The 26,711-nt window shown below is 43.7% G+C and carries 25 protein-coding genes and 1 pseudogene; 24 read left to right on the top strand and 2 right to left on the bottom strand.

Going from position 1 to position 26,711, the window contains the following annotated elements:
• The first annotated feature begins 11 nt into the window (after positions 1-11).
• The 15 genes from rsmH to JQM82_RS01080 all read left to right on the top strand — a co-directional run bounded on the left by rsmH (position 12) and on the right by JQM82_RS01080 (position 16,379).
• A complete protein-coding gene (gene rsmH, locus JQM82_RS01150) occupies positions 12-947 on the top strand; it encodes a 16S rRNA (cytosine(1402)-N(4))-methyltransferase RsmH (protein WP_235248048.1) in 936 nt (311 codons plus the stop codon).
• A 35-nt stretch (positions 948-982) separates the two neighbouring features.
• Positions 983-1,534: a hypothetical protein gene (locus tag JQM82_RS01145; protein ID WP_235248047.1), complete on the top strand. Its 552-nt coding sequence runs from the start codon at positions 983-985 to the stop codon at positions 1,532-1,534.
• An 8-nt stretch (positions 1,535-1,542) separates the two neighbouring features.
• The gene (locus tag JQM82_RS01140; protein ID WP_235248046.1) at positions 1,543-3,402 is read left to right on the top strand and encodes a peptidoglycan D,D-transpeptidase FtsI family protein; all 1,860 of its coding nucleotides are present in this window, start codon (positions 1,543-1,545) and stop codon (positions 3,400-3,402) included.
• A gap of 73 nt (positions 3,403-3,475) precedes the next feature.
• Complete coding sequence (locus tag JQM82_RS01135) at positions 3,476-5,197, top strand: peptidoglycan D,D-transpeptidase FtsI family protein (protein WP_235248045.1); 1,722 nt, start codon at positions 3,476-3,478, stop codon at positions 5,195-5,197.
• 65 nt (positions 5,198-5,262) lie between these two features.
• Positions 5,263-6,219, top strand: a complete 957-nt coding sequence (mraY, locus tag JQM82_RS01130) for a phospho-N-acetylmuramoyl-pentapeptide-transferase (protein ID WP_235248044.1) — start codon at positions 5,263-5,265, stop codon at positions 6,217-6,219.
• Positions 6,220-6,228: 9 nt separating this feature from the next.
• Positions 6,229-7,584 (top strand): UDP-N-acetylmuramoyl-L-alanine--D-glutamate ligase, encoded by a 1,356-nt coding sequence (gene murD / locus JQM82_RS01125; RefSeq protein WP_235248042.1) that lies wholly within the window; start codon positions 6,229-6,231, stop codon positions 7,582-7,584.
• 67 nt (positions 7,585-7,651) lie between these two features.
• Positions 7,652-8,680: an FtsW/RodA/SpoVE family cell cycle protein gene (locus JQM82_RS01120; RefSeq protein WP_235248064.1), complete on the top strand. Its 1,029-nt coding sequence runs from the start codon at positions 7,652-7,654 to the stop codon at positions 8,678-8,680.
• Positions 8,681-8,699: 19 nt separating this feature from the next.
• Entirely contained in the window at positions 8,700-9,440 is a 741-nt protein-coding gene (locus tag JQM82_RS01115) for a cell division protein FtsQ/DivIB (protein WP_235248040.1), read from the top strand.
• 137 nt (positions 9,441-9,577) lie between these two features.
• Positions 9,578-10,828: a cell division protein FtsZ gene (gene ftsZ, locus JQM82_RS01110; RefSeq protein WP_235248038.1), complete on the top strand. Its 1,251-nt coding sequence runs from the start codon at positions 9,578-9,580 to the stop codon at positions 10,826-10,828.
• A 351-nt stretch (positions 10,829-11,179) separates the two neighbouring features.
• The gene (locus tag JQM82_RS01105; protein WP_235248037.1) at positions 11,180-12,010 is read left to right on the top strand and encodes a sigma-E processing peptidase SpoIIGA; all 831 of its coding nucleotides are present in this window, start codon (positions 11,180-11,182) and stop codon (positions 12,008-12,010) included.
• The gene (gene sigE / locus JQM82_RS01100; protein WP_235248035.1) at positions 11,976-12,716 is read left to right on the top strand and encodes an RNA polymerase sporulation sigma factor SigE; all 741 of its coding nucleotides are present in this window, start codon (positions 11,976-11,978) and stop codon (positions 12,714-12,716) included. The genes JQM82_RS01105 and sigE overlap by 35 nt, the downstream gene beginning before the upstream one ends.
• A gap of 48 nt (positions 12,717-12,764) precedes the next feature.
• A complete protein-coding gene (locus tag JQM82_RS01095; protein WP_235248033.1) occupies positions 12,765-14,375 on the top strand; it encodes an MBL fold metallo-hydrolase RNA specificity domain-containing protein in 1,611 nt (536 codons plus the stop codon).
• 122 nt (positions 14,376-14,497) lie between these two features.
• Positions 14,498-15,277 carry an RNA polymerase sporulation sigma factor SigG gene (gene sigG, locus JQM82_RS01090; protein WP_235248031.1) on the top strand — a complete coding sequence of 260 codons (780 nt, stop codon included), beginning with the start codon at positions 14,498-14,500 and terminating at the stop codon, positions 15,275-15,277.
• Between the two features lie 162 nt (positions 15,278-15,439).
• Positions 15,440-16,087, top strand: coding sequence for an HAD family hydrolase (locus JQM82_RS01085; RefSeq protein WP_235248029.1), 648 nt, complete (start codon positions 15,440-15,442; stop codon positions 16,085-16,087).
• 28 nt (positions 16,088-16,115) lie between these two features.
• On the top strand, positions 16,116-16,379 hold the full coding sequence (locus JQM82_RS01080; RefSeq protein ID WP_235248028.1) for a glyoxalase: 264 nt from the start codon (positions 16,116-16,118) through the stop codon (positions 16,377-16,379).
• Between the two features lie 27 nt (positions 16,380-16,406).
• Here the strand turns inward: JQM82_RS01080 and JQM82_RS01075 are convergent, their stop codons facing one another.
• Positions 16,407-16,841 carry a hypothetical protein gene (locus JQM82_RS01075; protein WP_235248027.1) on the bottom strand — a complete coding sequence of 145 codons (435 nt, stop codon included), beginning with the start codon at positions 16,839-16,841 and terminating at the stop codon, positions 16,407-16,409.
• A 179-nt stretch (positions 16,842-17,020) separates the two neighbouring features.
• On the opposite strand from JQM82_RS01075, the gene pth reads away from it, so the two are divergent.
• The 5 genes and pseudogenes from pth to JQM82_RS01050 all read left to right on the top strand — a co-directional run bounded on the left by pth (position 17,021) and on the right by JQM82_RS01050 (position 22,800).
• Complete coding sequence (gene pth, locus JQM82_RS01070) at positions 17,021-17,605, top strand: aminoacyl-tRNA hydrolase (RefSeq protein ID WP_235248026.1); 585 nt, start codon at positions 17,021-17,023, stop codon at positions 17,603-17,605.
• A 2-nt stretch (positions 17,606-17,607) separates the two neighbouring features.
• Complete coding sequence (mfd, locus tag JQM82_RS01065; RefSeq protein WP_235248025.1) at positions 17,608-20,955, top strand: transcription-repair coupling factor; 3,348 nt, start codon at positions 17,608-17,610, stop codon at positions 20,953-20,955.
• A gap of 51 nt (positions 20,956-21,006) precedes the next feature.
• Positions 21,007-22,029: a peptidyl-prolyl cis-trans isomerase gene (locus JQM82_RS01060; protein ID WP_235248024.1), complete on the top strand. Its 1,023-nt coding sequence runs from the start codon at positions 21,007-21,009 to the stop codon at positions 22,027-22,029.
• A 118-nt stretch (positions 22,030-22,147) separates the two neighbouring features.
• Positions 22,148-22,465 (top strand): annotated as a pseudogene (locus JQM82_RS01055) (glycoside hydrolase family 36 N-terminal domain-containing protein); the annotation flags it as partial.
• A gap of 53 nt (positions 22,466-22,518) precedes the next feature.
• Positions 22,519-22,800, top strand: a complete 282-nt coding sequence (locus JQM82_RS01050; RefSeq protein ID WP_235248022.1) for a GH36 C-terminal domain-containing protein — start codon at positions 22,519-22,521, stop codon at positions 22,798-22,800.
• A gap of 227 nt (positions 22,801-23,027) precedes the next feature.
• Here JQM82_RS01050 and JQM82_RS01045 read toward each other — a convergent pair whose 3' ends face one another.
• Positions 23,028-23,474 carry a GatB/YqeY domain-containing protein gene (locus tag JQM82_RS01045; protein ID WP_235248020.1) on the bottom strand — a complete coding sequence of 149 codons (447 nt, stop codon included), beginning with the start codon at positions 23,472-23,474 and terminating at the stop codon, positions 23,028-23,030.
• A gap of 197 nt (positions 23,475-23,671) precedes the next feature.
• On the opposite strand from JQM82_RS01045, the gene JQM82_RS01040 reads away from it, so the two are divergent.
• From JQM82_RS01040 to JQM82_RS01025, 4 genes are all read left to right on the top strand, one after another.
• Positions 23,672-24,106: an NfeD family protein gene (locus tag JQM82_RS01040; RefSeq protein WP_420370596.1), complete on the top strand. Its 435-nt coding sequence runs from the start codon at positions 23,672-23,674 to the stop codon at positions 24,104-24,106.
• Between the two features lie 3 nt (positions 24,107-24,109).
• Positions 24,110-25,039, top strand: coding sequence for an SPFH domain-containing protein (locus JQM82_RS01035; RefSeq protein ID WP_235248018.1), 930 nt, complete (start codon positions 24,110-24,112; stop codon positions 25,037-25,039).
• Positions 25,040-25,106: 67 nt separating this feature from the next.
• Complete coding sequence (locus JQM82_RS01030) at positions 25,107-25,829, top strand: LytR/AlgR family response regulator transcription factor (RefSeq protein ID WP_235248016.1); 723 nt, start codon at positions 25,107-25,109, stop codon at positions 25,827-25,829.
• Positions 25,822-26,673, top strand: a complete 852-nt coding sequence (locus JQM82_RS01025; RefSeq protein WP_235248014.1) for a sensor histidine kinase — start codon at positions 25,822-25,824, stop codon at positions 26,671-26,673. Before JQM82_RS01030 ends, JQM82_RS01025 begins: the two co-directional genes overlap by 8 nt.
• The last annotated feature ends 38 nt before the right edge of the window (positions 26,674-26,711 follow it).

The following is a 26,711-nucleotide window of genomic DNA, read 5'->3' as shown; positions in this document are numbered from 1 at the left end:
AGGGAGAAGATATGGGATTCGAACACAAGTCAGTATTACTGAATGAAACAATTGATGGATTAAACATCAGGCCGGATGGCATCTATGTAGATGGCACGCTTGGTGGAGGCGGACATGCTTATGAAGTGTGCAGGCGCCTCAGTGACAAGGGGAGTATTGTAGGAATAGACCAGGACGCAGCCGCAATCGAGGCGGCAGGCGACCGCTTAAAAGACTTCGGGGAGAAGGTTACAATAGTCAGGAGCAACTATTGTGATATGAAGTCAAGGCTCCGGGAATTAGGAATTGACAGGGTCGACGGAATCATCCTTGATCTGGGCGTATCATCTTATCAGTTAGATACGGCAGAACGTGGATTTTCCTATCGCGAAGATGCACCTCTGGATATGCGGATGGATACACGTCAGAAAATGACAGCCAGGGACATCGTCAATGACTACTCAGAGATGGATCTCTACCGCGTAATCAGAGACTATGGCGAGGACAAATTTGCAAAAAATATTGCAAAGCATATTGTGACGGAACGCGGTAAGAGACCAATCGAGACTACAGGCCAGCTGACAGAGATTATCAGGGCCTCAATACCAATGAAGTATCAGAAAAAGTCTGGGCATCCGGCAAAACGGACATTCCAGGCTATCCGTATTGAATTGAACAGGGAGTTGGATGTTCTGAGGGATTCATTGGATGATATGATAGACATATTGAATCCGGGTGGAAGGTTGTGTATTATCACATTCCATTCGCTGGAGGACAGAATCGTAAAGAGTGCATTTAAGAAAAATGAGAATCCATGTATCTGTCCGCCGGACTTTCCCGTATGTGTATGTGGGAAAGTGTCCAAGGGGAGTATTGTTACCAGAAAGCCTATTCTGCCAGGAGCAGAAGAAATGGAAAATAATAGTCGTTCAAAAAGTGCCAAATTACGTATATTTGAGCGCTGTTAGAATGGGTTGAAAAATGATAGAAAGGGGTGGCGCATATGGCAGCAGGACAGAATTATTCACGCAGCAGACAGCAGTATAGAAGCAGAAGTGCTGAAACTTATACAGGAAGACAGGCATATCAGTATGGAAATGTTGCAACACAGCCGGAGCATGCACCGCGTCGTCATGAGTCACCCGCAAGACCTAAGAAGCAAGTAAGCAGTCAGGTACGCAGAAATCGAAAACAGGCTCTTATCATGAATCGCACATATGTAGTGTTTCTTGCAGTTGCAGCTGTGCTCGCGCTGATCGTATGTGTACATTATGTAAAGCTTCAGTCCAGCATCACCAGCCGGTCGAAGCGTATTACGGCAATGCAGGAAGAACTGGCCAATCTGAAGGAAGAGAATACGACCAGGTACAATGCGGTAATGGATTCGGTGAATCTGGAAGAGGTAAGAGAAAAAGCAGAGGGAGAACTTGGTATGGTATATGCTTCTCCTGAGCAGATTATAGAATATGAAGATCCTGCGACTGATTATGTAAAACAGTATGAGGATATTCCGGAAGACGGTGTGCTTGCTCAGTCAGACAAGAATAAAAAGTAGGAGAAATTATGGCAAGACAAAAAAAGAATCCGTTTAAGAAAAAGATATCAAAATTCATGCAGAAAAAGCTGGTATTGCTCTTTATGGGAATAGTACTGGCTTTTGTTTTTCTGGTGGGAAGAATTACATATATCAACGCATCGAGTGGAGAAAAATATACGAAAGTAGTATTGGATCAACAACAGTATAATAATCGGATCATTCCGTATAAACGAGGAGATATTGTTGATCGCAACGGGACTAAGATTGCAACCAGCGAAAGAGTCTACAACGTTGTCCTGGATGTAAAAGTGATGCTGAGCGATGAGGATTATATCGAACCAACGATTCAGGTACTGACGGATTGCTTTGAAATCGCTGAAGAAGATGTCCGTAAGCTGATGGAGGATAAGCCATCAAGCAGATACAGTGTTCTGAAAAAGGGAGTTGATTATGATACCGCACAGAAGTTTGAAAAGATAGAGGCGGATGACAAGAATTATCCAGACGTAAAAGGAATCTGGCTGGAAGAAGATTATGTGAGAAAATATCCGTATAACACGCTTGCAAGTGATGTAATAGGATTTACGGTAGATGGAAATGTAGGAAGCAACGGAATAGAGGCTTCTTATAATTCCATTCTGAATGGAACAGATGGAAGAGAATACGGTTATCTGGATGAAAGTTCTACATTTGAGCGTACAGTGAAAGAACCGGATAACGGAAGCACTGTTGTGTCAACGATTGATCTTCAGGTGCAGAGCATTGTTGAAAAATATATTCTGGCATTTAATGAGGCACATAAGAATGAGGCCTCAAAAGGTGAGGGAAGTAAAAATACGGCAGTAATTGTTATGAATCCTCAAAATGGAGAGATACTGGCGGAAGCATCATATCCGAATTATGATCTGAACAACCCAAGAGATCTGTCGGCTTACTATTTGGAAGAAGAGCTGGAGCAGATGACAGACGAAGAAAAAGTAAATGCACTGAATGAACTGTGGAACAACTTCTGTGTCAGCAATACCTACGAACCGGGATCAACGTTTAAGCCTTTTACAATTGCGGCAGGTCTGGAGACCGGAGTTCTTACCGGGAATGAAAATTATGTGTGCGGTGGTGTTATGCATGTTGGGGACCATGACATTCATTGCAGCAACCGCTCAGGGCATGGGCCGGAGACGTTGAAACAGTCTCTGGAAAATTCATGTAACGTAGCATTGATGCAGATCGGAGCCAGCCTCGGGGCAGAAGAATTTTGCCGTTATCAGAAACTGTTTGGATTTGGAGAGTATACGGGAATTGATCTTCCTGGAGAAGGAAGTACAGAAGGTCTTTTGTATACACCGGAAAACATGGATGCGGCCAGTCTTGCGACGAATGCGTTCGGACAGAATTTTAATGTGACAATGACACAGCTTGCGGCATCATTCTGTTCCTTGATTAATGGAGGAAATTATTATAAACCGCATGTGGTCAAACAGATACAGGATGAAAATGGAAATGTAACAGAGAATAAAGATCCTGTCTTATTAAAGAAAACAATTTCGGAAGAAACCAGTGAGATTATCAAAGATTATATGCTTGGAGTTGTAGAGGAAGGTACAGGGGCTTCTGCGGGAGTGGAAGGATATGACATCGGAGGAAAAACAGGTACGGCAGAAAAACTTCCGCGAGGAAATGGAAAGTATCTGGTATCCTTTATCGGATATGCTCCGCAGGAAAATCCACAGGTGGTTGTATATGTTGTAATCGATGAACCGAATGTTGCAGAGCAGGCATCCAGTTCCTATGCGACAGAAATGGCATCCGGTATCATGTCAGAGATATTCCCGTATCTTGGGATTGAAAAAATGACAACGGATGATACTGATCAGGTGCAGGAATAAGTCAATATTAATCAGAATAACCTTGCAAAAGCAGTAATAAGTTATAAAAACAGCTTTTGTGAGGTTTTTGTTTGTGAAAAACAAAACATATAATAAGAAGAAAATTCTGGTTGTATTTGCCGCAGCGATGTTCCTTATTCTTGGGCTCATGGGAAGGCTGGCTTATCTTATGATCTGCAAAGCGGATTATTATCAGAAAAAAGCAGAAGCGCTTCATGAAAGGGAACGGGAGATTAAGGCCGCCAGAGGAGAGATCATTGATTGCAACGGAAAGATACTTGCGACCAATCGCACCGTCTGTACAATCTCTGTGATTCACAGTCAGGTGAAAGACCCGGAGAATGTAATCAAAAAGCTGGCTTCTGCACTGGATATGGATGAAGAAACGGTCCGCAAACGTGTGGAAAAAGTATCCTCGATGGAGAGGATCAAAACAAATGTAGATAAGGAAACAGGAGATGCAATCCGTAATATGGAACTGGACGGAGTCAAGGTGGATGAAGACTTTAAGAGATATTATCCGTATGATGAACTGGCATCCAGAGTTTTAGGCTTCACGGGTGGTGATAATCAGGGAATTATCGGGCTGGAGGTAAAGTATGAGGAGTATCTGAAGGGGATTAATGGAACGATCCTTACGACAACTGACGCCAGAGGAGTGGAACTCGAAGGAGTGGCAGAAGACAGAGTAGAACCAGTGGCAGGAAATACGCTGCAGATCAGTATGGATGCAAATATACAGATGTATGCTCAGCAGATGGCAGAAAAAGTAATGGAAGAAAAGCAGGCAGATAAAGTGGCTATCATACTGATGAATCCGCAGAATGGGGAGATTCTTGCGATGGTGAATGTTCCTGAGTTTAATCTGAATACACCGTTTGAGTTGAGTACACAGGATGAACAGAATATGTCTGAAGAAGAAAAACAGGAAGCGCTGAATCAGATGTGGAGAAATGGATGTATTAATGATACTTACGAGCCGGGATCTACATTTAAGATCATTACTGCATCTGCCGGGCTGGAAGAAGGTGCTGTAAAGCTGGACGATACATTTTCCTGCCCGGGATACCGGGTGGTGGAAGATCGCAAGATTCGATGTCACAAGGTTGGAGGGCACGGCACGGAGACATTCATTCAGGGGATACAGAATTCCTGTAATCCGGTGTTTATAGATGTCGGACTCAGACTCGGTGCAGATGATTTCTATAAATATTTTCAGCAGTTTGGACTGATGAGTCTGACAGGAGTTGATCTTCCGGGCGAAGCCGGAACCATTATGCACCAAAAAGAGAATATCGGACTTGTGGAGCTTGCTACCATGAGTTTTGGGCAGTCTTTTCAGATTACGCCGATTCAGCTGGCAACAACGGTAAGTTCTCTGATCAATGGAGGACGGCGTGTGACACCTCATTTGGGAGTTCGGGTATTAAAAAAAGATGGAGAGGAAATAAAGAAATTTGAATATGAAGAAAACAATAACATAGTGTCGGAAGAAACATCTGCAACCATGAGAATGCTGCTGGAAAGTGTTGTTGCGGAAGGGTCAGGAAAGAATGCGTATGTGGAAGGGTATCGGATCGGAGGTAAGACGGCTACATCACAGACACTTCCGAGAAGTGCAAACAAGTATATTTCGTCTTTTATTGGCTTTGCTCCGGCAGACGATCCTCAGATTCTGGGCATGTGTGTGATCTATAATCCGCAGGGAGTATATTATGGAGGAACGATCGCGGCGCCTGTGATCGGTAATATTTTTGAAAACATATTACCGTATCTTGGCATTGAAAAAGAATAAGAAATGCAGTATACTAGGTAAAGTTAGGAAATAACTGATTAACAAAAGAAGCGAAGAGGTGGGTTATGGATTACACAATATTTATTCCGGTACTGATCGCATTTGTACTGAGTGCGGCAATGGGGCCGTTGATCATTCCGGTACTCAGAAAACTTAAGATGGGACAGACGGAGAGAGTTGAGGGAGTACAGTCTCATTTGAAAAAAGCAGGAACCCCAACAATGGGTGGAGTGATCATTCTTCTTGCAGTAGTGATCACATCTGTGATTTATATAAGAAATTATCCCCAGATCATTCCGATTCTTTTTATGACACTGGGATTTGGGTTGATCGGATTTCTGGATGATTATCTGAAAGTCGTGATGAAACGCTCAGACGGATTGTATCCAAAGCAGAAGATGGCACTTCAGATCGTAGTTACAGCGATATTTGCATTTTATATGGTGCGCTATTCAACCGTTTCCCTTGCAATGCTGATTCCATTTACGGGAGGGAAATATCTTGATATCGGATGGCTTGCAATTCCATTGATGTTCATTGTAGTGATCGGAACAGTAAATGGTGTGAATTTTACGGATGGACTGGATGGTCTTGCATCCAGTGTTACGGTGTTGGTGGCAACATTCTTTACTGTAGTTGCAATCGGAACGAACAGCGGAATCACCCCGATTACATGTGCTGTTGTCGGAGCACTTCTTGGATTTTTGCTGTTTAATGTGTATCCGGCCAGCGTATTTATGGGAGATACTGGATCTCTGGCACTGGGAGGATTTGTCGCATCAGCGGCATATATGCTGCAGATGCCGATCTTTATTGTAATCGTAGGACTTATTTATCTGGTGGAAGTGTTATCTGTCATGATACAGGTCACATATTTTAAAAAGACAGGCGGCAAACGTTTCTTTAAGATGGCGCCGATCCATCATCACTTTGAGTTATGTGGCTGGTCTGAAACAAGAGTTGTGGCGGTGTTTTCGATTATTACGGCCATTCTGTGCCTGATCGCATTGATGGCTATGTAGGAGGAGATTATGGAAGTAACAGAGAAGAAAGTACTTGTATTTGGTCTTGGAATCAGCGGAATCGGAGCTGGAAAGATCCTGGAGCAGCATGGAGCAGATGTTGTGCTTTATGATGGAAACGAAAAGCTGACAGAAGATAAGATTCGTGAACAGATTGGGAAAGACAGCAAGGCGCAGATTGTTATTGGTGCTTTTCCGGAAGCACTTCTGGACGTTCTTGATATTACCATCTTAAGTCCGGGGGTTCCGACTGATCTTCCGGTGATTGACGAGATGAGAAGACGTGGGGTACAGGTGATTGGCGAAGTGGAACTTGCTTATCAGTTTGGAAAAGGTGATGTCCTTGCAATTACCGGGACCAACGGAAAGACAACAACAACTTCTCTTCTTGGAGAAATCATGAAAAATTATCAGGATAATGTCTTTGTGGTCGGCAACATCGGAACACCATATACAACAGTTGTGGCTGAGATGACAGAGGAGACGATCACTGTGGCTGAGATGAGCAGTTTTCAGCTGGAGAGTATCGTAGATTTCAGACCAAGAGTAAGCGCAATTCTGAATTTTACACCAGATCATCTGAATCGTCATCATACGATGGAAGCATATGTGAATGCGAAGAAGAAGATTGCTGAAAATCAGACAGAGGAAGATTACTGTATCCTGAATTATGAGGATGAACTGACGAGAGAGTTTGGAAAGAATGTGAAAGCAAAGGTTCTATATTTCAGCAGTCAGCGTAAACTAGAAGAGGGAATTTATCTCGAAGACGGCAATATCGTATATCATTATGAAGGAACAGAAGCAAAAATCTGTCATGTGGATGAACTGCAGATACTCGGGACGCATAATCATGAAAATGTAATGGCTGCAGCTGCCATGGCTGCAGTATACGGAGTACCGATGGATGTGATCAGCAGAAGTGTCAGGGAATTCAAAGGAGTAGAACACCGGATAGAGTATGTTACAGAGAAAAAAGGTGTTGTATATTATAATGATTCCAAAGGAACCAATCCGGATGCTGCAATCAAGGGAATCCAGGCGATGAATCGGTCAACGATACTGATTGGCGGCGGATATGATAAAGGATCTGAATACACGGAATGGATCAACAGTTTTGATGGAAAAGTAAGAAAATTGATTCTTTTGGGTGCGACCAGAGAAAAGATAGCTGCAGACGCAGAAAAATGTGGATTTCAGGATTATATTTTTGCAGATACTTTTGAAGAAGCAGTGCTTACGGCAGCAAAGCTGGCAGAACCCGGTGAAGCTGTTCTGCTTTCTCCTGCCTGTGCAAGTTGGGGAATGTTTCCAAACTATGAAGTACGTGGAAAGAGATTTAAAGAGATTGTAAATTCCTTATAAGGAGTGGCACAGATTGGCACAATCGAGAAAGAAAAGGTATGATTATACGCTTCTGGCTGTATTGTTTATGATCATAATCACAGGTCTCGTCATTCTGTATAGTACAAGTGCGTACAACGGAGAAGTGAAGTTTCAGGACTCCTTCTATTATCTGAAAAAGCAGATGTTTGCGACATTTTTGGGAATTGCGGGTATGCTTGTGGTTGCCGGGATGGATTATCACATCTGGAAACATGTGGCTGTCCTGGGATATTTTACTGCGATACTGCTGTCGGTGGCAGTGTTGTTTATTGGAGATGAGTATAATGGGTCCAAAAGATGGCTGTCTTTGGGCCCGTTTTCTTTTCAGCCTTCGGAATTTGCAAAAGTGGCTGTGATTCTGTTCCTTGCTCATGTAATAACGAAAAATGTAGAACAGATCGGGAAGATGAGGGTTATGCTCAAGATTATTGTGATGATCCTTCCGATTGCTGCTCTGGTAGGAGCAAGTAATTTGAGTACGGCAATCATAATTCTGGGAATTGCGGTAATACTGATCTTTGCTGCCAGTCCCAGATATGGACAGTTTCTGGTGATGGCAGCGTTTGGTGCAGGATTCATGGCTATATTTTTAGCAATGGAGAGCTATCGGCTGGAACGGCTTGCTGTATGGCGGAATCCGGAAAAATATGAAAAAGGATATCAGACACTGCAGGGACTATATGCGATAGGATCCGGTGGTTTATTCGGAAAGGGACTTGGAAAGAGCATTCAGAAGCTTGGATTTGTTCCGGAAGCACAGAATGATATGATATTTTCAATCATTTGTGAAGAGTTGGGATATGTAGGTGCCTGTGTGATTTTGCTCCTCTTCCTGATCCTGATCTGGAGATTTTTTGTCATTGCAACGCATGCGGTGGATCTGTTTGGAGCACTGCTTGCGGCTGGAGCGATGGGACACATGATGATACAGGTGATCCTGAATATTGCAGTCGTAACGAATACCATTCCCAATACCGGAATTACACTTCCCTTTATCAGCTATGGAGGAACGTCAGCGGTTTTTCTTCTGATAGAAATGGGGCTTGTCCTGAGTGTGTCATCTTTGGTAAAATAGAGAAAAGGGAGTAGATACAATGAAGAAAAAAACACATCGTTTATATGCTTTGGTCGTGATAATCCTTGCAGTTGCCATACTCACGGTCGGGATCCTGGTTCTTTTTTATCTTCAGGGAATCAAGGTCAGCGGAAATGAATACTGTACGGATCAGGAAATTGCGGACGTGATCAAAAAGGATAAGGGATCATTTAATACGATCTATGTGACTGCGAAGTATGCGCTTGGCTATGGGGAAAAGCTTCCCTGTCTGGAAAGTATGAAAGTAAGTATGAAGAATCCGTGGACGCTTCAGATTAAGGTGGAGGAAAAACCAATCGTGGGGTATGTAAAGGACGGAGACCGGTATTTCTATTTTGATAAGACGGGTCTGGTAGTAGATGAGTCGGACAGTCTGACAGAAGGTCTTCCGTCTATTACCGGACTCAAGATGAAAAATGTGAAGCTTTACCAGACACTTGAGTGTGAAGATTCTGGTATTTTTGAAGAAATTCTGCAGACGTCAAAAGAAATAAAAAAATATGAACTGGGCCAGGTACAGATTGTCTGTGAGGGGAATCAGATCTTTCTTGAAATCGGGAAAGTGCGGGTCAGCCTCGGAAATTCCGTGTCATCTGAGCAGGTCGCTCAGATCAAACCGATCCTCGAAAAGCTGGGAGACAGAGAGGGAACACTGCATCTGGAAGACTATTCGGAGAATGGATCAACGATTACATTTGACGTGGAAGAAAGTCAGGATGATATTTCAGAAGAAAAATAAGAAAAATGGAGAAATTCTATTGATATTTTATACAAAAGTCTTTATTATATACTATATATAGCAAACTGAGTTCATCTCATTTGCTTTATCTATGGGATGTATAATATATAATAAGGATAACAAAGGAGGAGAAACCCTTGCTAGAAATTAAAACAAACGAGTCAGAAGCAGCGGCAAAGATTATTGTTGTTGGAGTTGGCGGAGGCGGTAATAATGCTGTAAACCGCATGATCGACGAACAGATTGCCGGTGTTGAATTTATTGCAATTAATACAGATAAGCAGGCACTTCAATTGTGTAAAGCACCGACTCTTATGCAGATCGGTGATAAGATTACAAAAGGATTGGGTGCCGGAGCAAGACCAGAGATTGGAGAAAAGGCAGCAGAAGAAAGTGCAGAAGAGGTATCAGCAGCTCTTAAGGGTGCGGATATGGTATTTGTTACCTGCGGTATGGGCGGTGGAACAGGTACAGGAGCAACTCCTGTAGTAGCACGTATTGCGAAGGAACAGGGAGCACTGACGGTTGGTGTTGTTACAAAGCCTTTCCGTTTCGAATCTAAAACACGTATGAATAATGCTCTCGCAGGAATTGAAAAATTAAAAGAGAGTGTTGATACACTGATTGTTATTCCGAATGATAAATTGCTTGAGGTTGTGGACAGGCGTACAACAATGCCGGAAGCACTGAAGAAAGCAGATGAAGTATTACAGCAGGGTATTCAGGGTATTACAGACCTGATTAATGTACCTTCACTGATCAACCTTGACTTTGCTGATGTACAGACTGTTATGACAGATAAAGGAATTGCGCATATCGGTATTGGACAGGGCCGCGGCGATGATAAGGCACTGGAGGCTGTTAAGCAGGCGGTTGCCAGCCCGCTTTTGGAAACTACGATTGCAGGTGCGTCTCATGTAATTATTAATGTATCCGGTGATATTACACTGATGGATGCTTCTGATGCAGCAGAGTATGTACAGGAACTTGCAGGAGAAGATGCAAATATTATCTTCGGCGCAATGTATGATGATTCCAGAGCTGATGAGGCAACGATTACTGTTATCGCAACAGGACTTCATAATGTTGGCGGCAGTGCATCAAAGCTGAAATCAAGACTGGAAAATCCGGCAAGATCATCAGCAATGCCACATGCAGCAACGCATACAACAAGCGCACATGCACAGAGCTATGAAAGACCGGTACATCAGGCACAGCCACAGACCGCTCCAAGAATGGATTTTGGAACAGCTGCAAAGGATAACTCAAATGGTCCGACAGTGAGAAGACCGGTAGGTGGGACAACTCCAACACTGGAGACTCCAAGAACACCAACCAGCAAAGTAAAAGAACAGTCTATTAAGATTCCGGATTTCTTCAAGAAATAATATCTTATATCTATTTTGTTATGAATCCCGGTACACGATGTGTGTGCCGGGTTTTTATCACATATCTTTATCATCAGCGTGATTTTGACATGATTCCCCATATATTTCTTTCGTTTTCCATAATATTCTTTCTTTTTGACCTTTTTTTCATACAAAGTCTTGTATCTCTTTTCGTGTTTAGTTCATAAAATCATTTCTTTTTCATCTATATCTTGTGTTTCCCGAGAACTGTCGAACGAAAATCAAATTGACGTCCACCGTCTGACAAAATCTTTTTTCTCCTTCTCGTATAATTAATCTTGCTTGAGAACCAAATCGATTTCGTGTACTCAGAGAGAAAGAAGGCCTGATGTGTACTATGAATTGTATATAGATGTGTTTTTTGCGGTGAATTTCACAATGGATGCGATTCTGTTAATGATCACCAGAAATATATTGTGGTGTAATGCTGCATATATACGTGTCTATGCAGGCGCATTGACAGGAGCTGCACTCACTTGCTTTGTGATTGTGCTTCCGATTCAGGAGCCATTTGTAAAGCTGGTGCTTTTTCATGGACCGGTAAGTATTGCAATGATAAAAACGGGACTTGGAATTCCGTGGGGAAGAAAACTGTTTAAGGGGTGGATCATACTTTACATAAGTGGATTTCTTACTGGCGGGATCTTGCAGTTTTTTCAGCAATATGTCCGTACCGGCAGCCTGTTCTTTTTACTGGCGGTTGCAGGATATTACACGGCATCGGGAATCTGGGAGCTGATTCTCAGACTGGGGCAGAGAACAAACAACAGATGTAAAGTAATTCTGTATTATGGAGGGAAAAGCTGTGCAGTGGAAGCACTGATCGATACGGGAAACAGTCTGACGGATCCGGTGACCGGAAAAGCGGTCAGTATATTGGACAAAAAGACGGCAGGGAGATTATTAGGCAATCTGGTGCCGGAAACGCTACGCTACATTCCGTACCATTCAATCGGGAAAACACAGGGAGTTATGCCGACGGTTATCCTGGATAAGATGACAGTCATATGTACGGGAGAAAAGAAAGAAGTCTTCGGGCCGATGACGGCTGTGTGCGAAAATGGCCTGACGGGAGAAGAGTTTCAGATGATTCTGAATCCTGATGTTTTGATAGGAGGAGTAAATTATGGTAATAAAGGTAGCAGTACCACATCAATTTAAACTGAAAATGATTCCGGATATTCGGACCCTGTTATTCTCAGACAGAAAAGATGTGCATTATATCGGAGGGTCGGATATACTTCCGGCTCCTCTGGATGCAGAGGAGGAGGCAGAAGCAATTCAAAGTCTTGGAACCGGAGAGAGTGATGGAGCAAGAAAGCTTCTGATAGAACATAATCTGCGGCTTGTGGTATATATTGCGAAAAAGTTTGATAATACCAGTGTTGGCGTGGAGGATCTGATTTCTATAGGCACGATTGGATTAATAAAAGCAATTAATACGTTTAATCCGGAGAAGAATATCAAGCTTGCAACATATGCCTCCAGATGTATTGAAAATGAGATTCTGATGTATCTTAGAAGGAATAATAAAACAAAGATGGAAGTGTCGATTGATGAACCGCTGAATGTCGACTGGGATGGGAATGAACTGCTTCTGTCGGATATCCTGGGAACGGATGAAGATACAATCTACCGTGACCTCGAGCATGAGGCAGAAAGAAGGGTTCTGTTAAAAGCAGTCAATCATCTTTCCGGAAGAGAACGGACGATCATTCAGATGAGATTTGGTCTTGGTACGCAGGACGGGGAAGAAAAAACACAGAAAGAAGTGGCGGATATGCTTGGAATCTCGCAGTCATACATATCCAGACTGGAAAAAAAGATCATGCAGAGATTAAGAAGAGAGATGGTAAAATATTCATAGCCAGTCCCATGAAAAGGTGTTACAATAAAAGAAAAAGGGGTTGGGTATATGAGACTTGGCTTTTTTGGAGCGGCCCATGAGGTGACGGGAAGCTGTCATCTGCTGGAAGCCTGCGGCAGGAATATTCTGATTGATTGTGGAATGGAGCAGGGACCAGATCTGTATGAGAATCAGGAGTTGCCGGTGAAGGCAGGTGAGATTGATTATATTCTTCTTACTCATGCCCATATTGATCATTCCGGTAATATTCCTCTGTTGTGCAAACAGGGATTTAAAGGGGAGATTGTAACGACGTTTGCTACGTCCGATCTCTGCAATATCATGTTGCGAGACAGTGCCCATATTCAGGAATTTGAAGCGGAGTGGCGGAACCGGAAGGCAAAAAGAAGCGGGGAACCGGAATATGAGCCTCTCTACACGGTTGCAGATGCGGATGCAGCAATCAGACTGCTTGCTCCGATCGATTACAACCAGAAGATTGTTCTTACAGAAGGAATAGAAGTTCGTTTCAATGATATGGGTCATCTTCTGGGATCGTCCAGTATTGAAGTATGGGTAACGGAAGAGAATGTAACCAGAAAGATTGTTTTTTCCGGAGATGTCGGTAATACGAATCAACCGATCATACGGGATCCGCAGCCGGTAAAAGAAGCGGATTATGTGGTGATTGAGTCTACATACGGAGACCGGACGCATGGGGAAGACATACCGGATTATGTAGGAGAATTTACGAGAATTTTGCGGGAAACATTCGCCAGAGGAGGTAATGTTGTGATCCCTTCCTTTGCAGTAGGACGTACACAGGAAATCCTGTATTTTATCCGGGAGATCAAAGAGAAAAATCTGATTCCGGAGTATCCGGGATTCGAAGTATATGTAGACAGTCCACTTGCGATTGAAGCTACGAATGTATTTAATAAAAACGTAAAATCCTGCTTTGATGAAGAGGCTATGGCACTGGTGGAGCAGGGAATCAATCCGCTTTTGTTCCAGGGACTTAAGACAACGATTACCAGTGAAGAATCCAAGATGATCAATTTCAATGAGAAACCGAAGGTGATCTTGTCTGCATCGGGAATGTGTGAGGCGGGACGTATCCGCCATCATCTGAAGCATAATCTGTGGAGAAAAGAATGTACGGTCTGCTTCGTGGGGTATCAGGCGGTGGGAACGCTTGGACGAAAACTCATCGAAGGTGCGGAAAGTGTCAAACTCTTTGGAGAGAATATTACGGTAAATGCGCATATTGAAGTATTAAAGGGCATCAGTGGTCATGCGGATATGAATGGACTTCTGAACTGGCTCGGAGGATTCGAGACGGTACCGCAGAGAGTCATTGTTGTACATGGAGAAGACACGGTTACAGATCATTTCTCAGGACTTGTGCATGAAAAGTATGGATGCAGGACGTTTGCTCCATATTCCGGAGGATGTATTGATCTTGTGACAAATGAGGTCATAAGTGAGGGAATCAGGGTTCCGAAAAAGGCGGCGGAGAAACCTTCAAGAGCGAGAGCTGCGAGTGCATTTAACCGTCTGGTTGCGGCAGCAAAACGTCTGCTGGATGTAGTCTATAAAAACGAAGGCCTTTCCAATAAGGATATGGCAAAATTTGAGACTCAGATCCAGAATCTGGCGGATAAATGGGATCGCAGTTAAAGGTGACAGAATTTGTCAAGGAGTAAAACTTTTAAAATTTTCCTGTCTGACAGAATAACAAAAAGCCATATGGAGAATCATTTTACTAGATTTATTATTCATCTAGCAGGAGGGTTTGAATTATGGCACAGGGAAAAGTTGAAATATGTGGTGTAAATACGGCAAAGCTTCCAATCCTGAAAGAAGAGGAGAAGGAAGCTTTGTTTGCGCGTATAAAGAAAGGGGATCAGAAAGCCAAGGAAGAGTATATCAAGGGAAATCTCAGATTGGTACTGAGCGTGATCAAAAGGTTTGGCGGCAATAATGAGAACCCGGATGATCTGTTCCAGATCGGATGTATCGGTCTGATCAAGGCAATTAATAATTTTAACACGGAGCTGGACGTAAAATTTTCTACGTATGCGGTACCCATGATTATCGGTGAGATCCGCAGATACATGAGGGATAATAATTCGATTCGCGTCAGCAGATCTTTAAGAGATACTGCGTATAAAGCAATCTATGCAAAGGAGAATTATATTCGCAGGAACCTGCGGGAACCTACTGTTCAGGAGATTGCAGAAGAGATTGGAATCTCAAAGGAAGATATTGTATTTGCCCTGGATGCCATACAGGTACCGATGAGCCTTCAGGAGCCGGTATATAATGATGGCGGTGATGCACTCTATGTGATGGATCAGTTGAGTGATAATAAGAATAAGGAGGAAAAATGGGTGGAAGATCTGTCGCTTCAGGCAGCGATGGATCATCTTGGAGAGAGAGAAAAGTATATCATCACACTTCGTTTTTTTGAAGGGAAGACACAGATGGAAGTGGCCGATGAGATTCATATATCGCAGGCGCAGGTAAGCCGGCTTGAAAAAAATGCATTAAAAACGATGCGTCAGTATCTGGTATCATAGCAGTGGTTCATATCCGGATTCCGGGGTTGTGCAGAAAAATGTTTTATCGGGGCATGACTTCGGAATTCTTTTATTACAGGAAAATGCGTTTTAAAACAGATGTATTTATACTTGCAATTTTATCTGCTGCATACTATGATATGTGCAGGAGGATTGTGTGTTATGAAAGCTTGTATATTTGATCTCGATGGAACATTAACTGATACATTGGATTCTATGCATTATTCTGTGAATGCAACGCTTCGTGAGATGGGACTTACGGAGATCACCCGGGAGCAGTGCAGAAGCTTTGTGGGAAACGGAGCCAGATACCTGATCAACCAGGCGCTTCGTGTGTCAGGAGATCCGCAGGGGCTGCGTCTGGATGAAGGTATGGAGATATATGGACGCATATTTGATGCAAATTGTACATATCATGTAACACCTTATGAAGGCGTCTGTCAGATGTTGGCTGCACTGAAGGAGAGAGGTGTGAAACTGGCGGTATTATCGAATAAGCCGGATCGGCAGACCGTAAAAGTAGTTCGGGAAATATTCGGAGAGGATACTTTTGATTATGCACAGGGGCAAAAAGAAGGCATTGCCAGAAAGCCGGAGCCGGATGGGATATACTGTCTGCTGGATCAGATGCATGTTACAAAGGAAGAGTGCCTGTATGTAGGAGATTCCGAGGTAGATATTAAGACAGGGCGTAATGCCAGGGTAAAGACGATCGGGGTATTGTGGGGATTTCGTGATCGGGAAACGTTAGAAGCTGCAGGGGCGCAGGAGATGATCGGACGTCCGGAAGAATTGCTGCAGTTTGTTTAAAATCTATCGAAAGGGAGGCGAGAGAATCATGTATGAGTATGATGAGGAATGTCTGAAAACGTTTCTTAAAAATCAGGGACAGCTTTTTGATGAACCTGTAGCAGGGACGTTGGAAGAGGCGGAAGCATTTCTGGAGGACTGTATGGCTGTTGTTGTTGACAGTATCAGTGAAGTCAGAGAATTCCTGGAAGAAGAGGGAATGGATGTGGAAGGAATGTCTGCTGAAGAGATGGAAGAGGCTGCAGAAGTGTTTGCGCTTCCTGACGGAAGATATCTGATTGTGGAAGGATAGTGAAACAAAACAGAAGAAAAGCCGTAACTACCTGGTAGTTTCGGCTTTTTTCAATGCTTCCTGTATGGCATTTATAATGATCTGGGAGGTATAGGGAGTCTCTTCGTCATATTGGATATTTTCCAGAGACTGTGTCTGATAGATCTGTTCGGCAAGATCTTCAATTGTCGGCTGTATCAGCGGATACATAGTTGTAATGGTATCATCCAGATTGGCGAACCGAATGGAATTGATGTGAGATTCGTCTACAGTAACTTCTACTTCAAGAGCTGTGTTGTTCAAGGTAAGCGTGGAAGTGTAGACGCCTGGTGTGTATCTGACATCTGTATCGGCGGCTGATTTTTTGCCGGGCGAAAACATAAATATCAAAAGCAGGATCAATAGAATTGCAAGAATTACAAAGACTATTGTGTAGATGATTTCTTTCATATGCAGCACGACGATTTTTGTTCTGGAACTCATAGCAGAGACCTCCTGTACTTTCCAAGATAGTTTTGTTCTATATAATGTATGAAAATAAAGTGCAGATTATGCATGCCGGAAAGGAAAACTCCGGAAGGAAATGCCGCCGGATTATTTTGCGTGACAAATCGGCATGCTTCTTGTAGAATGGTAAAGGAAAGAAACGGAGAGTGAGAGATATGTTTATTATTGCAGGACTTGGGAATCCAACGTTACAATACGAGGGAACGAGACACAATGTGGGATTTGATGTCATAGATACACTGGCTGAACGATATAATATATCTGTGGATACCAGGAAAAGCCGTGCGTTGATCGGAAAAGGTATGATCGAAGGTTATAAGGTGATTCTTGTCAAGCCGCAGACCTATATGAATCTGAGTGGAGAGAGTATCAGGTCACTGGTGGATTATTACAAAGTGGATGAAGAAAGTGAACTGATCGTTATTTACGATGATGTCAGTCTGGGCGTAGGACAGATTCGCATTCGGAAAAAAGGCAGTGCGGGGGGACATAATGGAATCAAGAGTATTCTTTCGGAACTGGGAACGGATGTATTTTTGAGAATCAAGGTCGGTGTTGGAGAAAAACCAGGAAAATATGATCTTGCAGATTATGTGCTCGGACATTTTTCAAAAGAAGAAAAAGAGCAGATGGAGAAAGGATACCAGAAAGCAGCGGACGCGGTGTCCATGCTTCTGAGTGGAGAGACCGAGGCTGCCATGAATCAATATAACAGGAAAGTAAAGCCTAAGGAGGCATAATTATGCAAGCTCTGATCAGGCCATTGAGTGATTTGGCGGAGTTTGAAGAACTCTGCAAAAATAAAACAGAAGTATCGGGAATGCTGCGTGTCTGCGGATGCGTGAATTCCCAGAAATCTCATATGATGTATGCGCTGAGCGATGGCTGTAAATATAAAGTCATCGCCTGTTCCAGTGAATCAAAGGCCCGGCAGGTGTATGAAGAATACCGTTTTCTGGATCCGAACACGTATTTGTATCCGGCAAAGGATCTGTTATTTTATCAGGCGGATATTCGAAGCAAAGAACTGGTGAGAAAAAGAATGGAAGTCATACAGGCAGTTACGACCGGGGAAGAGATGACCGTAGTCACCAGTTTTGATGCGTTTATGGATTCGCTTCTTCCAAAAGAAGTGATTGAAAATCGTATCATACGGATTCAGGGAGACAGCACGATCAGCCTTGATAAGATGGCAGAGAGGCTTACAGGAATCGGATACGACAGAGAAGTCCAGATTGAAGGTCCGGGTCAGTTTGCTGTCCGGGGAGGAATTCTGGATGTGTATCCCCTTACGGAGGAACAGCCTGTAAGGATTGAACTGTGGGGAGATGAGGTGGATTCTATCCGGACATTTGATGTAGAAACGCAGAGATCAATCGAGAACCTTTCGGAGATTGCCATCTGTCCGGCTGTCGAATTCCCGAAGGAGGAAGAAAGAGGGGTGTCCTTTCTGGATTATTTTCCAAAGGAGCAGACGCTTCTCTTTCTGGATGAGCCGGTGCGCCTGATTGAAAAAGGTCAGGGCGTGGAAGAAGAGTTCATGGAGGCACAGAAAAAAAGGATTGAAAACGGATATGAGATGACGAATGCGGAAGCCAGACTTTATCTGACGGAGGAGATCCTGAAGAAGATGAATGTTTACAGCAGTGTGGGCTTTTTTTCTCTGGACATGCGTTGTAAAGGGCTGGAAGTACGGAATACCATTCATATTCAGTCTAAAAATGTGAATCCCTATAACAACAGTTTTGAGATGCTGACACAGGATCTTAAGCGGCTGAAGAGAAACGGGTACCGGGTCATTCTGCTGTCCGGATCCAGGACAAGAGCCAGACGTCTGGCAGAGGATTTGAGAGATTATAACTTAAGCAGCTATTACAGTGATGATATGGATCGCGAGGTGCAGCCGGGAGAGATCATGACGGCATATGGATATATTGCAGAAGGCTATGAATACCCGATGATCAAGTTTACTGTGATTTCAGAGACGGATATCTTCGGAAAGAGCAGGAAGAAGAAAAAGCGAAAGGTCTATGAAGGAAGAAAAATCCAGAGCTTTTCGGAACTGAAGCCGGGAGATTATGTGGTTCATGAGAGTCATGGAATCGGAGTCTATCAGGGAATTGAAAAAATCGTAGTTGACAAGATCGCAAAGGACTACATGAAGATCTCTTATGCACAGGGGGGGAATCTGTATATTCCCGCAACCCAGCTTGATATGATCCAGAAGTATGCGAGTGCAGATGCAAAGAAGCCGAAGCTGAACAGGCTTGGGACACAGGAATGGACAAAAACCAAGACAAGAGTCCGGGGAGCTGTCCGGGAGATTGCGAAGGATCTGGTTCAGCTGTATGCGGCAAGGCAGGAGAAGCAGGGGTATGTATATGGGGAAGATACTGTCTGGCAGAAAGAGTTTGAAGAGATGTTTCCGTTTGATGAGACGGAAGACCAGATGCTGGCAATCGATGCTGTGAAGCGGGATATGCAGAGCCGAAAGATCATGGATCGTCTGATCTGCGGGGATGTAGGATTTGGTAAGACAGAGGTTGCGATTCGTGCCGCATTTAAAGCAGTGCAGGAAAACAAACAGGTGGTTTATCTGGTCCCGACAACGATTCTGGCACAGCAGCATTACAATACATTTTTACAGCGAATGAAGGATTTTCCGGTTCGGGTGGATCTGATGTGCAGATTCCGGACAGCGGCCCAGCAGAAAAAAACGATTGAGGATACAAAGCGCGGACTGGTTGATATTGTGATCGGTACTCATCGTGTATTGAGTGACGATCTGAAGTTCAAAGATCTGGGACTTCTGATCATTGATGAAGAGCAGCGGTTTGGTGTTCAGCACAAAGAGAAGATCAAAAAACTGAAGGAAAATGTGGATGTACTGACGCTGACCGCAACGCCGATTCCGAGAACGCTGCATATGAGCCTGATTGGTATCCGGGATATGAGTGTTCTGGAGGAAGCTCCGAATGATCGAATGCCGATTCAGACGTATGTCATGGAATATAATGATGAGATGGTCCGGGAAGCCATTGAGCGCGAATGTGCAAGGCAGGGACAGGTATATTACGTTTATAATCGTGTGGAAGATATTGCAGAAGTAACTGCACATGTGCAGAAGCTGGTGCCGGATGTGATGGTAGAATATGCACATGGACAGATGCGGGAGCATGAACTGGAGAGGATCATGTATGACTTTATTAACGGGGAGATTGATGTACTGGTATCGACGACGATTATCGAGACCGGTCTTGATATCTCCAATGTTAACACCATGATCATTCATGATGCGGACCGCCTGGGGTTATCCCAGCTTTATCAGCTCAGGGGAAGAGTAGGCAGATCCAATCGCATGGCATATGCATTCTTGCTGTACCGCAGAGACAAGCTTCTGAAAGAGGTGGCGGAGAAGCGTCTGGCTGCCATCCGGGAATTTACGGATCTTGGTTCCGGGTTCAAGATTGCCATGCGGGATCTTGAGATCCGGGGTGCGGGAAACCTTCTGGGAGCTGAACAGCACGGTCATATGGAAGCAGTCGGATATGATCTCTACTGTAAGATGCTCAATGAAGCAGTCAAGCATCTGAAGGGGGAGACGGAAGAAGAGGAAACGTATCATACGACAATGGATCTGAATGTGGATGCATATATTCCCGATTCCTATATACCAAATGAGTATCAGAAGCTGGATATCTACAAGAGAATTGCAGCGATTGAGAATCAGGAGGAGATGGAAGACATGACAGAAGAGCTGATTGATCGTTTCGGAGATATCCCGAGGAAAGTGGAGACTCTTCTTGCAGTTGCGGCTTTAAAGGCACAGGCACACAGTGTTTATGTAACGGCTGTGGAACAAAAAGGAGATACGTATACATTTACTATGTATGAAAAGGCAAAAGTTCATCCGGAACGTATCCCGCGTCTGATCAGCGATTTCAAAGGAGAACTCTGTTTTAAAGCTGAGACGGGAAGTCCTTGCTTTGTATATGAGAAAAAGAGACGCAGCAAAAAGGAGAAGAACACAGACGTCCTGGAAATCGTGAAAAAAGTGTTAAATGGAATTAAAGGATTGATTGAACCTTAAAAAAAGGCTATAATATAATGGTTAACGATACTAAGGAGGGTATGCAGAGGCATGAAAAAGAAAGTATTGACGCTTGCATTGACGGGAATGCTGGCAGTGACATCCCTGACCGGATGTGGATCTTTAAAGGAAGATGATGTGGTGGCAACTGTCGGAGATCAGAAGATCACTGCAGGAGTTGCAAACTTCTATGCAAGATATACACAGGCGATGTATGAGACTTATTACGCAGCTTATATGGGCGGAGATGATATGTGGACGACAGAGGTGGAAGACGGAAAGACCTACGAAGAGTCCATCAAAGAATCCGTTCTGGAAGAACTGGAGACGATGATCGTCCTGGAAAAGAATATGGATGCGTATGATGTGACACTTTCTGACGAGGAAAAAACGGCGATAGAAAATGCAGCAAAGACATTTGATGAGGCCAATGAAGATGCAGATAAGGAGAAGGTGTCAGGCTCGAAGGAAACGGTAGAGAGAGTCATGACGTTGATGACGATCGAGAATAAGATGCGTAATGCGATTCAGGCAGAGGTGGACACAGAGGTGAGCGATGAGGAAGCTGCACAGAAGAGCATGGAATACGTAGAATTTTCTTATCTGGCAGAGGACGGACAGACAGAGCTGTCTGATGATGAAAAAGCTTCTGTGAAAGAACAGGCTGAAGCATTTGCCGAGGGTGCTAAGACAGCGGAAGATTTTGATACTTATGTTACAGACCAGGGATATGAAGCACAGACAGCGACATTTGATTCCGAATCTACCAGTCCTGCAACAGAAGTGATCGAAGCGGCTGATCAGATGGCGGAAGGTGATGTCTCTGATATCATTGAGACAGACAGTGCGTGTTATGTAGTAAAGCTTACTTCTCTTCTGGACAGAGACGCAACGGATCAGAAGAAGGAGTCCATCATCAGCGAAAGACAGACCGAACTGTTTAATGATACCTGCACAGAACTGAAAGAAAAAGAAGAGATCAAAGTAAACAAAAACGTATGGAAAAAGGTAGATTTCCAGAAACTGAGCGTTACATTCAGGCAGGAAGAGTCAGAGACTACAACGGAAGATTAAGAAGCGTTATGATATGATGACAAAACGGAACCCGAGGAGCTTATGTGAGTACCCCGGGTTCTTTTTATCATAGCAGGCTGATTTTCAGAAATTGCATATGAGTAGAGGGAGGAAGACAATGGCAGCTATTATTTTTCATGAGGAAACTAAGACATTTCACCTGTACAATGAGCAGATCAGTTATGTGATGTGCGTGTTGGAAAACGGGCATCTGGGACAACTGTATTTTGGAAAACGGATTCATGATAAGAGTGATTTTTCTTATCTGGTTGAAAAAGCTCCAAGACCAATGACTTCTTATGTCTTTGAGGGTGACCGTACCTTCTCGCTGGAGCATATCCGACAGGAATATCCGGTATACGGAACGACGGATTATCGGCATCCTGCGGTAGAGATCCTTCAGGAGAACGGAAGCAGAATCAGTGATTTTCAATATGTGGAACATTTTACCGGCTGGTAAGTCCATTTGAAAGCAATGAAACAGTATGGATGGTGGTCAGTGAAGATCGGAACACGGCACTGGTTGGCTGGTACCGTGTATTAAACGGGGTGAATATGCCTTACAGAAGAGTGAAGCTTCAGGGACTGCGTACGGATGTGGTATATGAAAATGAGTTCAGTCATACAGAACATTATGGCGACGAACTGATGAATCTTGGGCTGATCACTTCAGATGCGACTTCAGGGGAGATTACTGGGGAGTTGGTTCCGTGTACCGATTTTGAATCACGGATCTATGTGCTGAAAGCAAAGCAGGAGTTACTCTATTAAAATCATAGATTGCAATAAAAAGTGATAAACGGTCATAAGACCAGTAAACATGGGATTGGTGGCCGTTTTTCCTTTTTTTACAGCAAAAGGTGCTCAATGAGGATAACAATACAGATGAGTATGTGGTGTATGAAGAAGACTGTTGCGAGAATGAAAAAGACCTTGAAAATTTAACACGAAACGAAATATATATTTTTCTCCGTGTTAAGATTTCAAGGTCTGGGATATTATTTCATAAATGTGGATACAATATCATTGACCAGCTTGCCGTCGGCTTTTCCCTTTACTTTCGGCATCAGGTTTTTCATAATCTTTCCTTTGTCTTTTGCGGTTGGCGCGTCCAGTCCCATCTCAGCAAGAACAGAAGCAACCACTTCTTTGATCTCGGCCTCGTCCATCATCTTCGGAGCATATTGCTCTAAAACAGCCAGACGTTTGCTGCATTCTTCAATGATCTCGGTGCGGTCTGCAGGAGTCATATCCAGTGTCTCTTTTGTCTGCTTGATTTCCTTTAGGATTACCTGTGTTTCTTCCTCGGGCGTTAAGTCAGAGCGTTTATCAATGGCTTTATTCTTAAGGGCTGCAAGCAGCATGGATAATGTTTCTTTGGTTTCTTTGTCGCCGGCTTTCATGGCTTTGACCATGTCGGCACGAACTTCTTCAATTTTACTCATGATTCATTCCTCCTATCATTGTCTGATGCTATTATACAAAAATATGCATCAAATATCCAGTCCCAATCGATCTGACATTCAAACATGAAATCGCTTCATTCACTCAAAATGTATTGTCGAAAAAAGGAAACTTTGTTAAGATGAGGACAATCAAGAAAGGAAGTGAAGAGCTTATGGCAATGATACAGGATGCTTATATGACGGTTATCTGGCTGGTTCTTCTGATCCTGCTCCTGCTTGTTGAGATCATTACGGTGGGGCTGACCAGTATCTGGGCAGCAGGAGGTGCCCTGATCGCACTTCTTCTGAGTGTGCTGAATGTGCCCCTCATATGGCAGATCGTCGCGTTCTTTGTTGTGACATTCGTGCTTTTGTGGTTTACAAGGCCGTTTGCAGTGAAGTTCATTAATTCACAGCGGGAAAAGACGAATTATGAGGGAATCATAGGTAAGACGATCCGTATTGCGGAGAAGGTGGATAATCTTCATCAGACAGGAATGGCGGTGGTAAATGGTCAGGAGTGGACGGTGAGAGCAGAGGATGACGATGAGATTCTGGAGCCGGAGACACTGGCAAAAGTAGTAAACATTTCAGGAGTCAAATTAATTGTAAAAAAGTATGAGGAGGAGTAGCTTATGTTGAGTGTTGGATTAGTAGTATTGATCATTCTTGTAATTATTATTATGTTGTTATTGATTTCATGTATCAAGATCGTACCGCAGGCAAGAGCGATGGTTGTGGAACGTCTGGGTGCATATCAGGCAACCTGGAATACAGGACTTCATTTTAAGGTGCCGATCATTGACAGAGTGGCGAGAAAAGTGGACTTAAAAGAGCAGGTAGTAGACTTTGCACCGCAGCCGGTAATTACAAAAGATAACGTAACCATGCGGATAGACACGGTTGTATTCTATCAGATCACAGATCCGAAGATGTTCTGTTACGGGGTTGCGAATCCAATCATGGCGATTGAAAACCTGACGGCAACAACTCTTCGTAATATCATCGGTGATCTGGAGCTGGATCAGACATTGACCTCCAGGGAGACGATCAATACCAAGATGCGTGCTTCATTGGATGAGGCGACGGATCCATGGGGAATCAAGGTCAATCGAGTAGAGCTCAAGAATATCATTCCTCCGTCAGCGATCCAGGATGCAATGGAGAAACAGATGAAGGCGGAACGTGAACGAAGAGAAGCAATCCTGCGTGCGGAAGGTGAGAAAAAATCTACAATTCTGGTTGCAGAAGGACAAAAGGAATCGGCGATTCTGGATGCAGAAGCAGAAAAACAGGCAGCGATTCTCCGCGCAGAGGCGAAAAAGGAAGCTATGATCCGTGAAGCAGAAGGTGAGGCAGAGGCAATCCTGAAAGTGCAAAAGGCCAATGCAGATGGTATCCGGTTCCTGAAAGAGGCCGGTGCAGATGAGGCAGTTCTTACAATGAAGAGTCTGGAAGCATTTGAAAAGGCGGCTGACGGACAGGCGACCAAGATCATTATTCCATCAGAGATTCAGAGTCTGGCAGGCCTGGCAAAGAGTGCAAAAGAAATCATCGCTGAATAGAGAATGATCATTGGATTATTGGACAGAATCGTATTCAGAATTCCAGAATCAGAGAGGGGGAGGTCTGATGGTACATGTGTTACTTCTGGAGGACGATCAGAATTCCAGAGAGGCTCTGGAAAAGATGTTAACAGATTATTCGGAAGAGATACGCGTACATACTGCCTCCTCTTATGCGGAGGCAAAACATCTTCTGAAGTCAGAGATCCGATATGGTCTGTTCCTGCTGGACGTGAATCTTGGAGGGGCAGACCGGGAGGATATCGGAGGGATTCTCTTCGCAAGAGAAGTCCGGGAACAGTTTCGGTATACGTTTACTCCGATCGTGATGGTGACTGCGATCGGTGCTATGGAGATGCAGGCTTACCGTGAACTGCACTGTTATCAGTATATTATGAAGCCGTTTTGTCCGGAGCAGGTGAAGGAAGTGGTTCGTAAAGTGCTGGATAAGGAAAAACAGGAGGATCCTCCGGTCATCCATGTCAGGAAGGATGGAGTCAACTATCAGGTGAAATGTGATAATATCCGATATATAGAAGCAATCCCAAGGGGAATACGGATCCATATGAAAAACGGAAACTGGGATATTCCGTATATCAGTCTGAAGCAGATTCTTTCGAAGATTCCAGAGGATATGTTTCTCCAGTGTCATCGGATGTTTGTGGTCAACCGAAGAGAGGTGGAGTACTTTGATACGGTGAACCGTGTGATAAAGTTGAAGGACTGTAAGGATGTTGTGGAGATAGGTGTGACGTATAAGTCAGAGATCGGGAGGCTTGTCAGTGATTGAGTGGGTAAGAAAGTTTTTATATCGAATCTTTTGTGTGCTGGCACTTCTGGTGTCCGTATATCTGGTTGTAGATTTTCTGATCAGCAGAACATTTGATTATCGGATCTTCCTTATGTTTCTGCTGATGGTTGTTGTGGTTCTCTGGGGGATTGCAGACTGGCGAAAGACTTATATGCTCATGTTGAAACAGGAGGCAGAGCTCAAGCTGTATCAGCACTATATCCAGCCACTGGAAGAACTGGTTAAGGAGATCCGTATCAAGCAGCATGAATTTGATAATCATATGAATGCCATATTGAATATGCATCTGACGGTGGACAACTATGAAGAATTGGTAGCAAGACAGTCGGAATATATCACGGAAGTAGTCAGAGATGATGAAAGCAGGCAATATCTTCCGCTCCTTCGGATCAGTGACAAAGTGCTTGCCGGATTTCTATACAGTAAGATCGTGCGGGCGCCTTTTTATGTAAAAACAGAGGTGGAAGTAAAGAGCCTGGAGATTATCTCCGGTATCTCAGAGCATCACTTGATCGAGATTGTCGGAACACTGGTAGATAATGCTTATGAGGCATGCACAGAAGCAAAGAATCAGGTCATGATGGAGATAGATTCCGAACATGACCGACTGGTATTTTCCATAAAGAACCAGATCGATGAAGAAAAAGTCGGTGAGATCAACCGCTTTTTTGAAAAAGGATATTCGACGAAAAGTGATGCGGGGAAACACGGGCTGGGATTATACAATGCAAAAATGTTGATTCAGAAGTATAAAGGAGATATCTTCGTATGTACAGACAAAGTGGATGGTAACAATTATATCAGCATACGGATCGTTGTGTAGAAAAACATTATAGAAGATTAAGGATGCTTTGACTTCAG

The organism is Faecalicatena contorta, from assembly GCF_021531995.1.
Classification (GTDB): Bacteria; Bacillota; Clostridia; order Lachnospirales; family Lachnospiraceae; genus Dorea_A; species Dorea_A contorta_A.
Note: the sequence above shows the minus strand (reverse complement) of the source record. Positions and strands in the feature narration are given on the sequence as shown.

Excerpts from the sequence above, each read along its gene's own strand:
- rsmH (WP_235248048.1), top strand. The coding sequence starts at position 12 with ATGGGATTCGAACACAAGTCAGTATTACTGAATGAAACAATTGATGGA.
- JQM82_RS01145 (WP_235248047.1), top strand. The coding sequence starts at position 983 with ATGGCAGCAGGACAGAATTATTCACGCAGCAGACAGCAGTATAGAAGC.
- JQM82_RS01140 (WP_235248046.1), top strand. The coding sequence starts at position 1,543 with ATGGCAAGACAAAAAAAGAATCCGTTTAAGAAAAAGATATCAAAATTC.
- mraY (WP_235248044.1), top strand. The coding sequence starts at position 5,263 with ATGGATTACACAATATTTATTCCGGTACTGATCGCATTTGTACTGAGT.
- murD (WP_235248042.1), top strand. The coding sequence starts at position 6,229 with ATGGAAGTAACAGAGAAGAAAGTACTTGTATTTGGTCTTGGAATCAGC.
- JQM82_RS01120 (WP_235248064.1), top strand. The coding sequence starts at position 7,652 with ATGATCATAATCACAGGTCTCGTCATTCTGTATAGTACAAGTGCGTAC.
- JQM82_RS01115 (WP_235248040.1), top strand. The coding sequence starts at position 8,700 with ATGAAGAAAAAAACACATCGTTTATATGCTTTGGTCGTGATAATCCTT.
- sigE (WP_235248035.1), top strand. The coding sequence starts at position 11,976 with ATGGTAATAAAGGTAGCAGTACCACATCAATTTAAACTGAAAATGATT.
- JQM82_RS01095 (WP_235248033.1), top strand. The coding sequence starts at position 12,765 with ATGAGACTTGGCTTTTTTGGAGCGGCCCATGAGGTGACGGGAAGCTGT.
- sigG (WP_235248031.1), top strand. The coding sequence starts at position 14,498 with ATGGCACAGGGAAAAGTTGAAATATGTGGTGTAAATACGGCAAAGCTT.
- JQM82_RS01085 (WP_235248029.1), top strand. The coding sequence starts at position 15,440 with ATGAAAGCTTGTATATTTGATCTCGATGGAACATTAACTGATACATTG.
- JQM82_RS01080 (WP_235248028.1), top strand. The coding sequence starts at position 16,116 with ATGTATGAGTATGATGAGGAATGTCTGAAAACGTTTCTTAAAAATCAG.
- JQM82_RS01075 (WP_235248027.1), bottom strand. The coding sequence starts at position 16,841 with ATGAGTTCCAGAACAAAAATCGTCGTGCTGCATATGAAAGAAATCATC.
- pth (WP_235248026.1), top strand. The coding sequence starts at position 17,021 with ATGTTTATTATTGCAGGACTTGGGAATCCAACGTTACAATACGAGGGA.
- mfd (WP_235248025.1), top strand. The coding sequence starts at position 17,608 with ATGCAAGCTCTGATCAGGCCATTGAGTGATTTGGCGGAGTTTGAAGAA.
- JQM82_RS01060 (WP_235248024.1), top strand. The coding sequence starts at position 21,007 with ATGAAAAAGAAAGTATTGACGCTTGCATTGACGGGAATGCTGGCAGTG.
- JQM82_RS01050 (WP_235248022.1), top strand. The coding sequence starts at position 22,519 with ATGGTGGTCAGTGAAGATCGGAACACGGCACTGGTTGGCTGGTACCGT.
- JQM82_RS01045 (WP_235248020.1), bottom strand. The coding sequence starts at position 23,474 with ATGAGTAAAATTGAAGAAGTTCGTGCCGACATGGTCAAAGCCATGAAA.
- JQM82_RS01040 (WP_420370596.1), top strand. The coding sequence starts at position 23,672 with ATGACGGTTATCTGGCTGGTTCTTCTGATCCTGCTCCTGCTTGTTGAG.
- JQM82_RS01035 (WP_235248018.1), top strand. The coding sequence starts at position 24,110 with ATGTTGAGTGTTGGATTAGTAGTATTGATCATTCTTGTAATTATTATT.
- JQM82_RS01030 (WP_235248016.1), top strand. The coding sequence starts at position 25,107 with ATGGTACATGTGTTACTTCTGGAGGACGATCAGAATTCCAGAGAGGCT.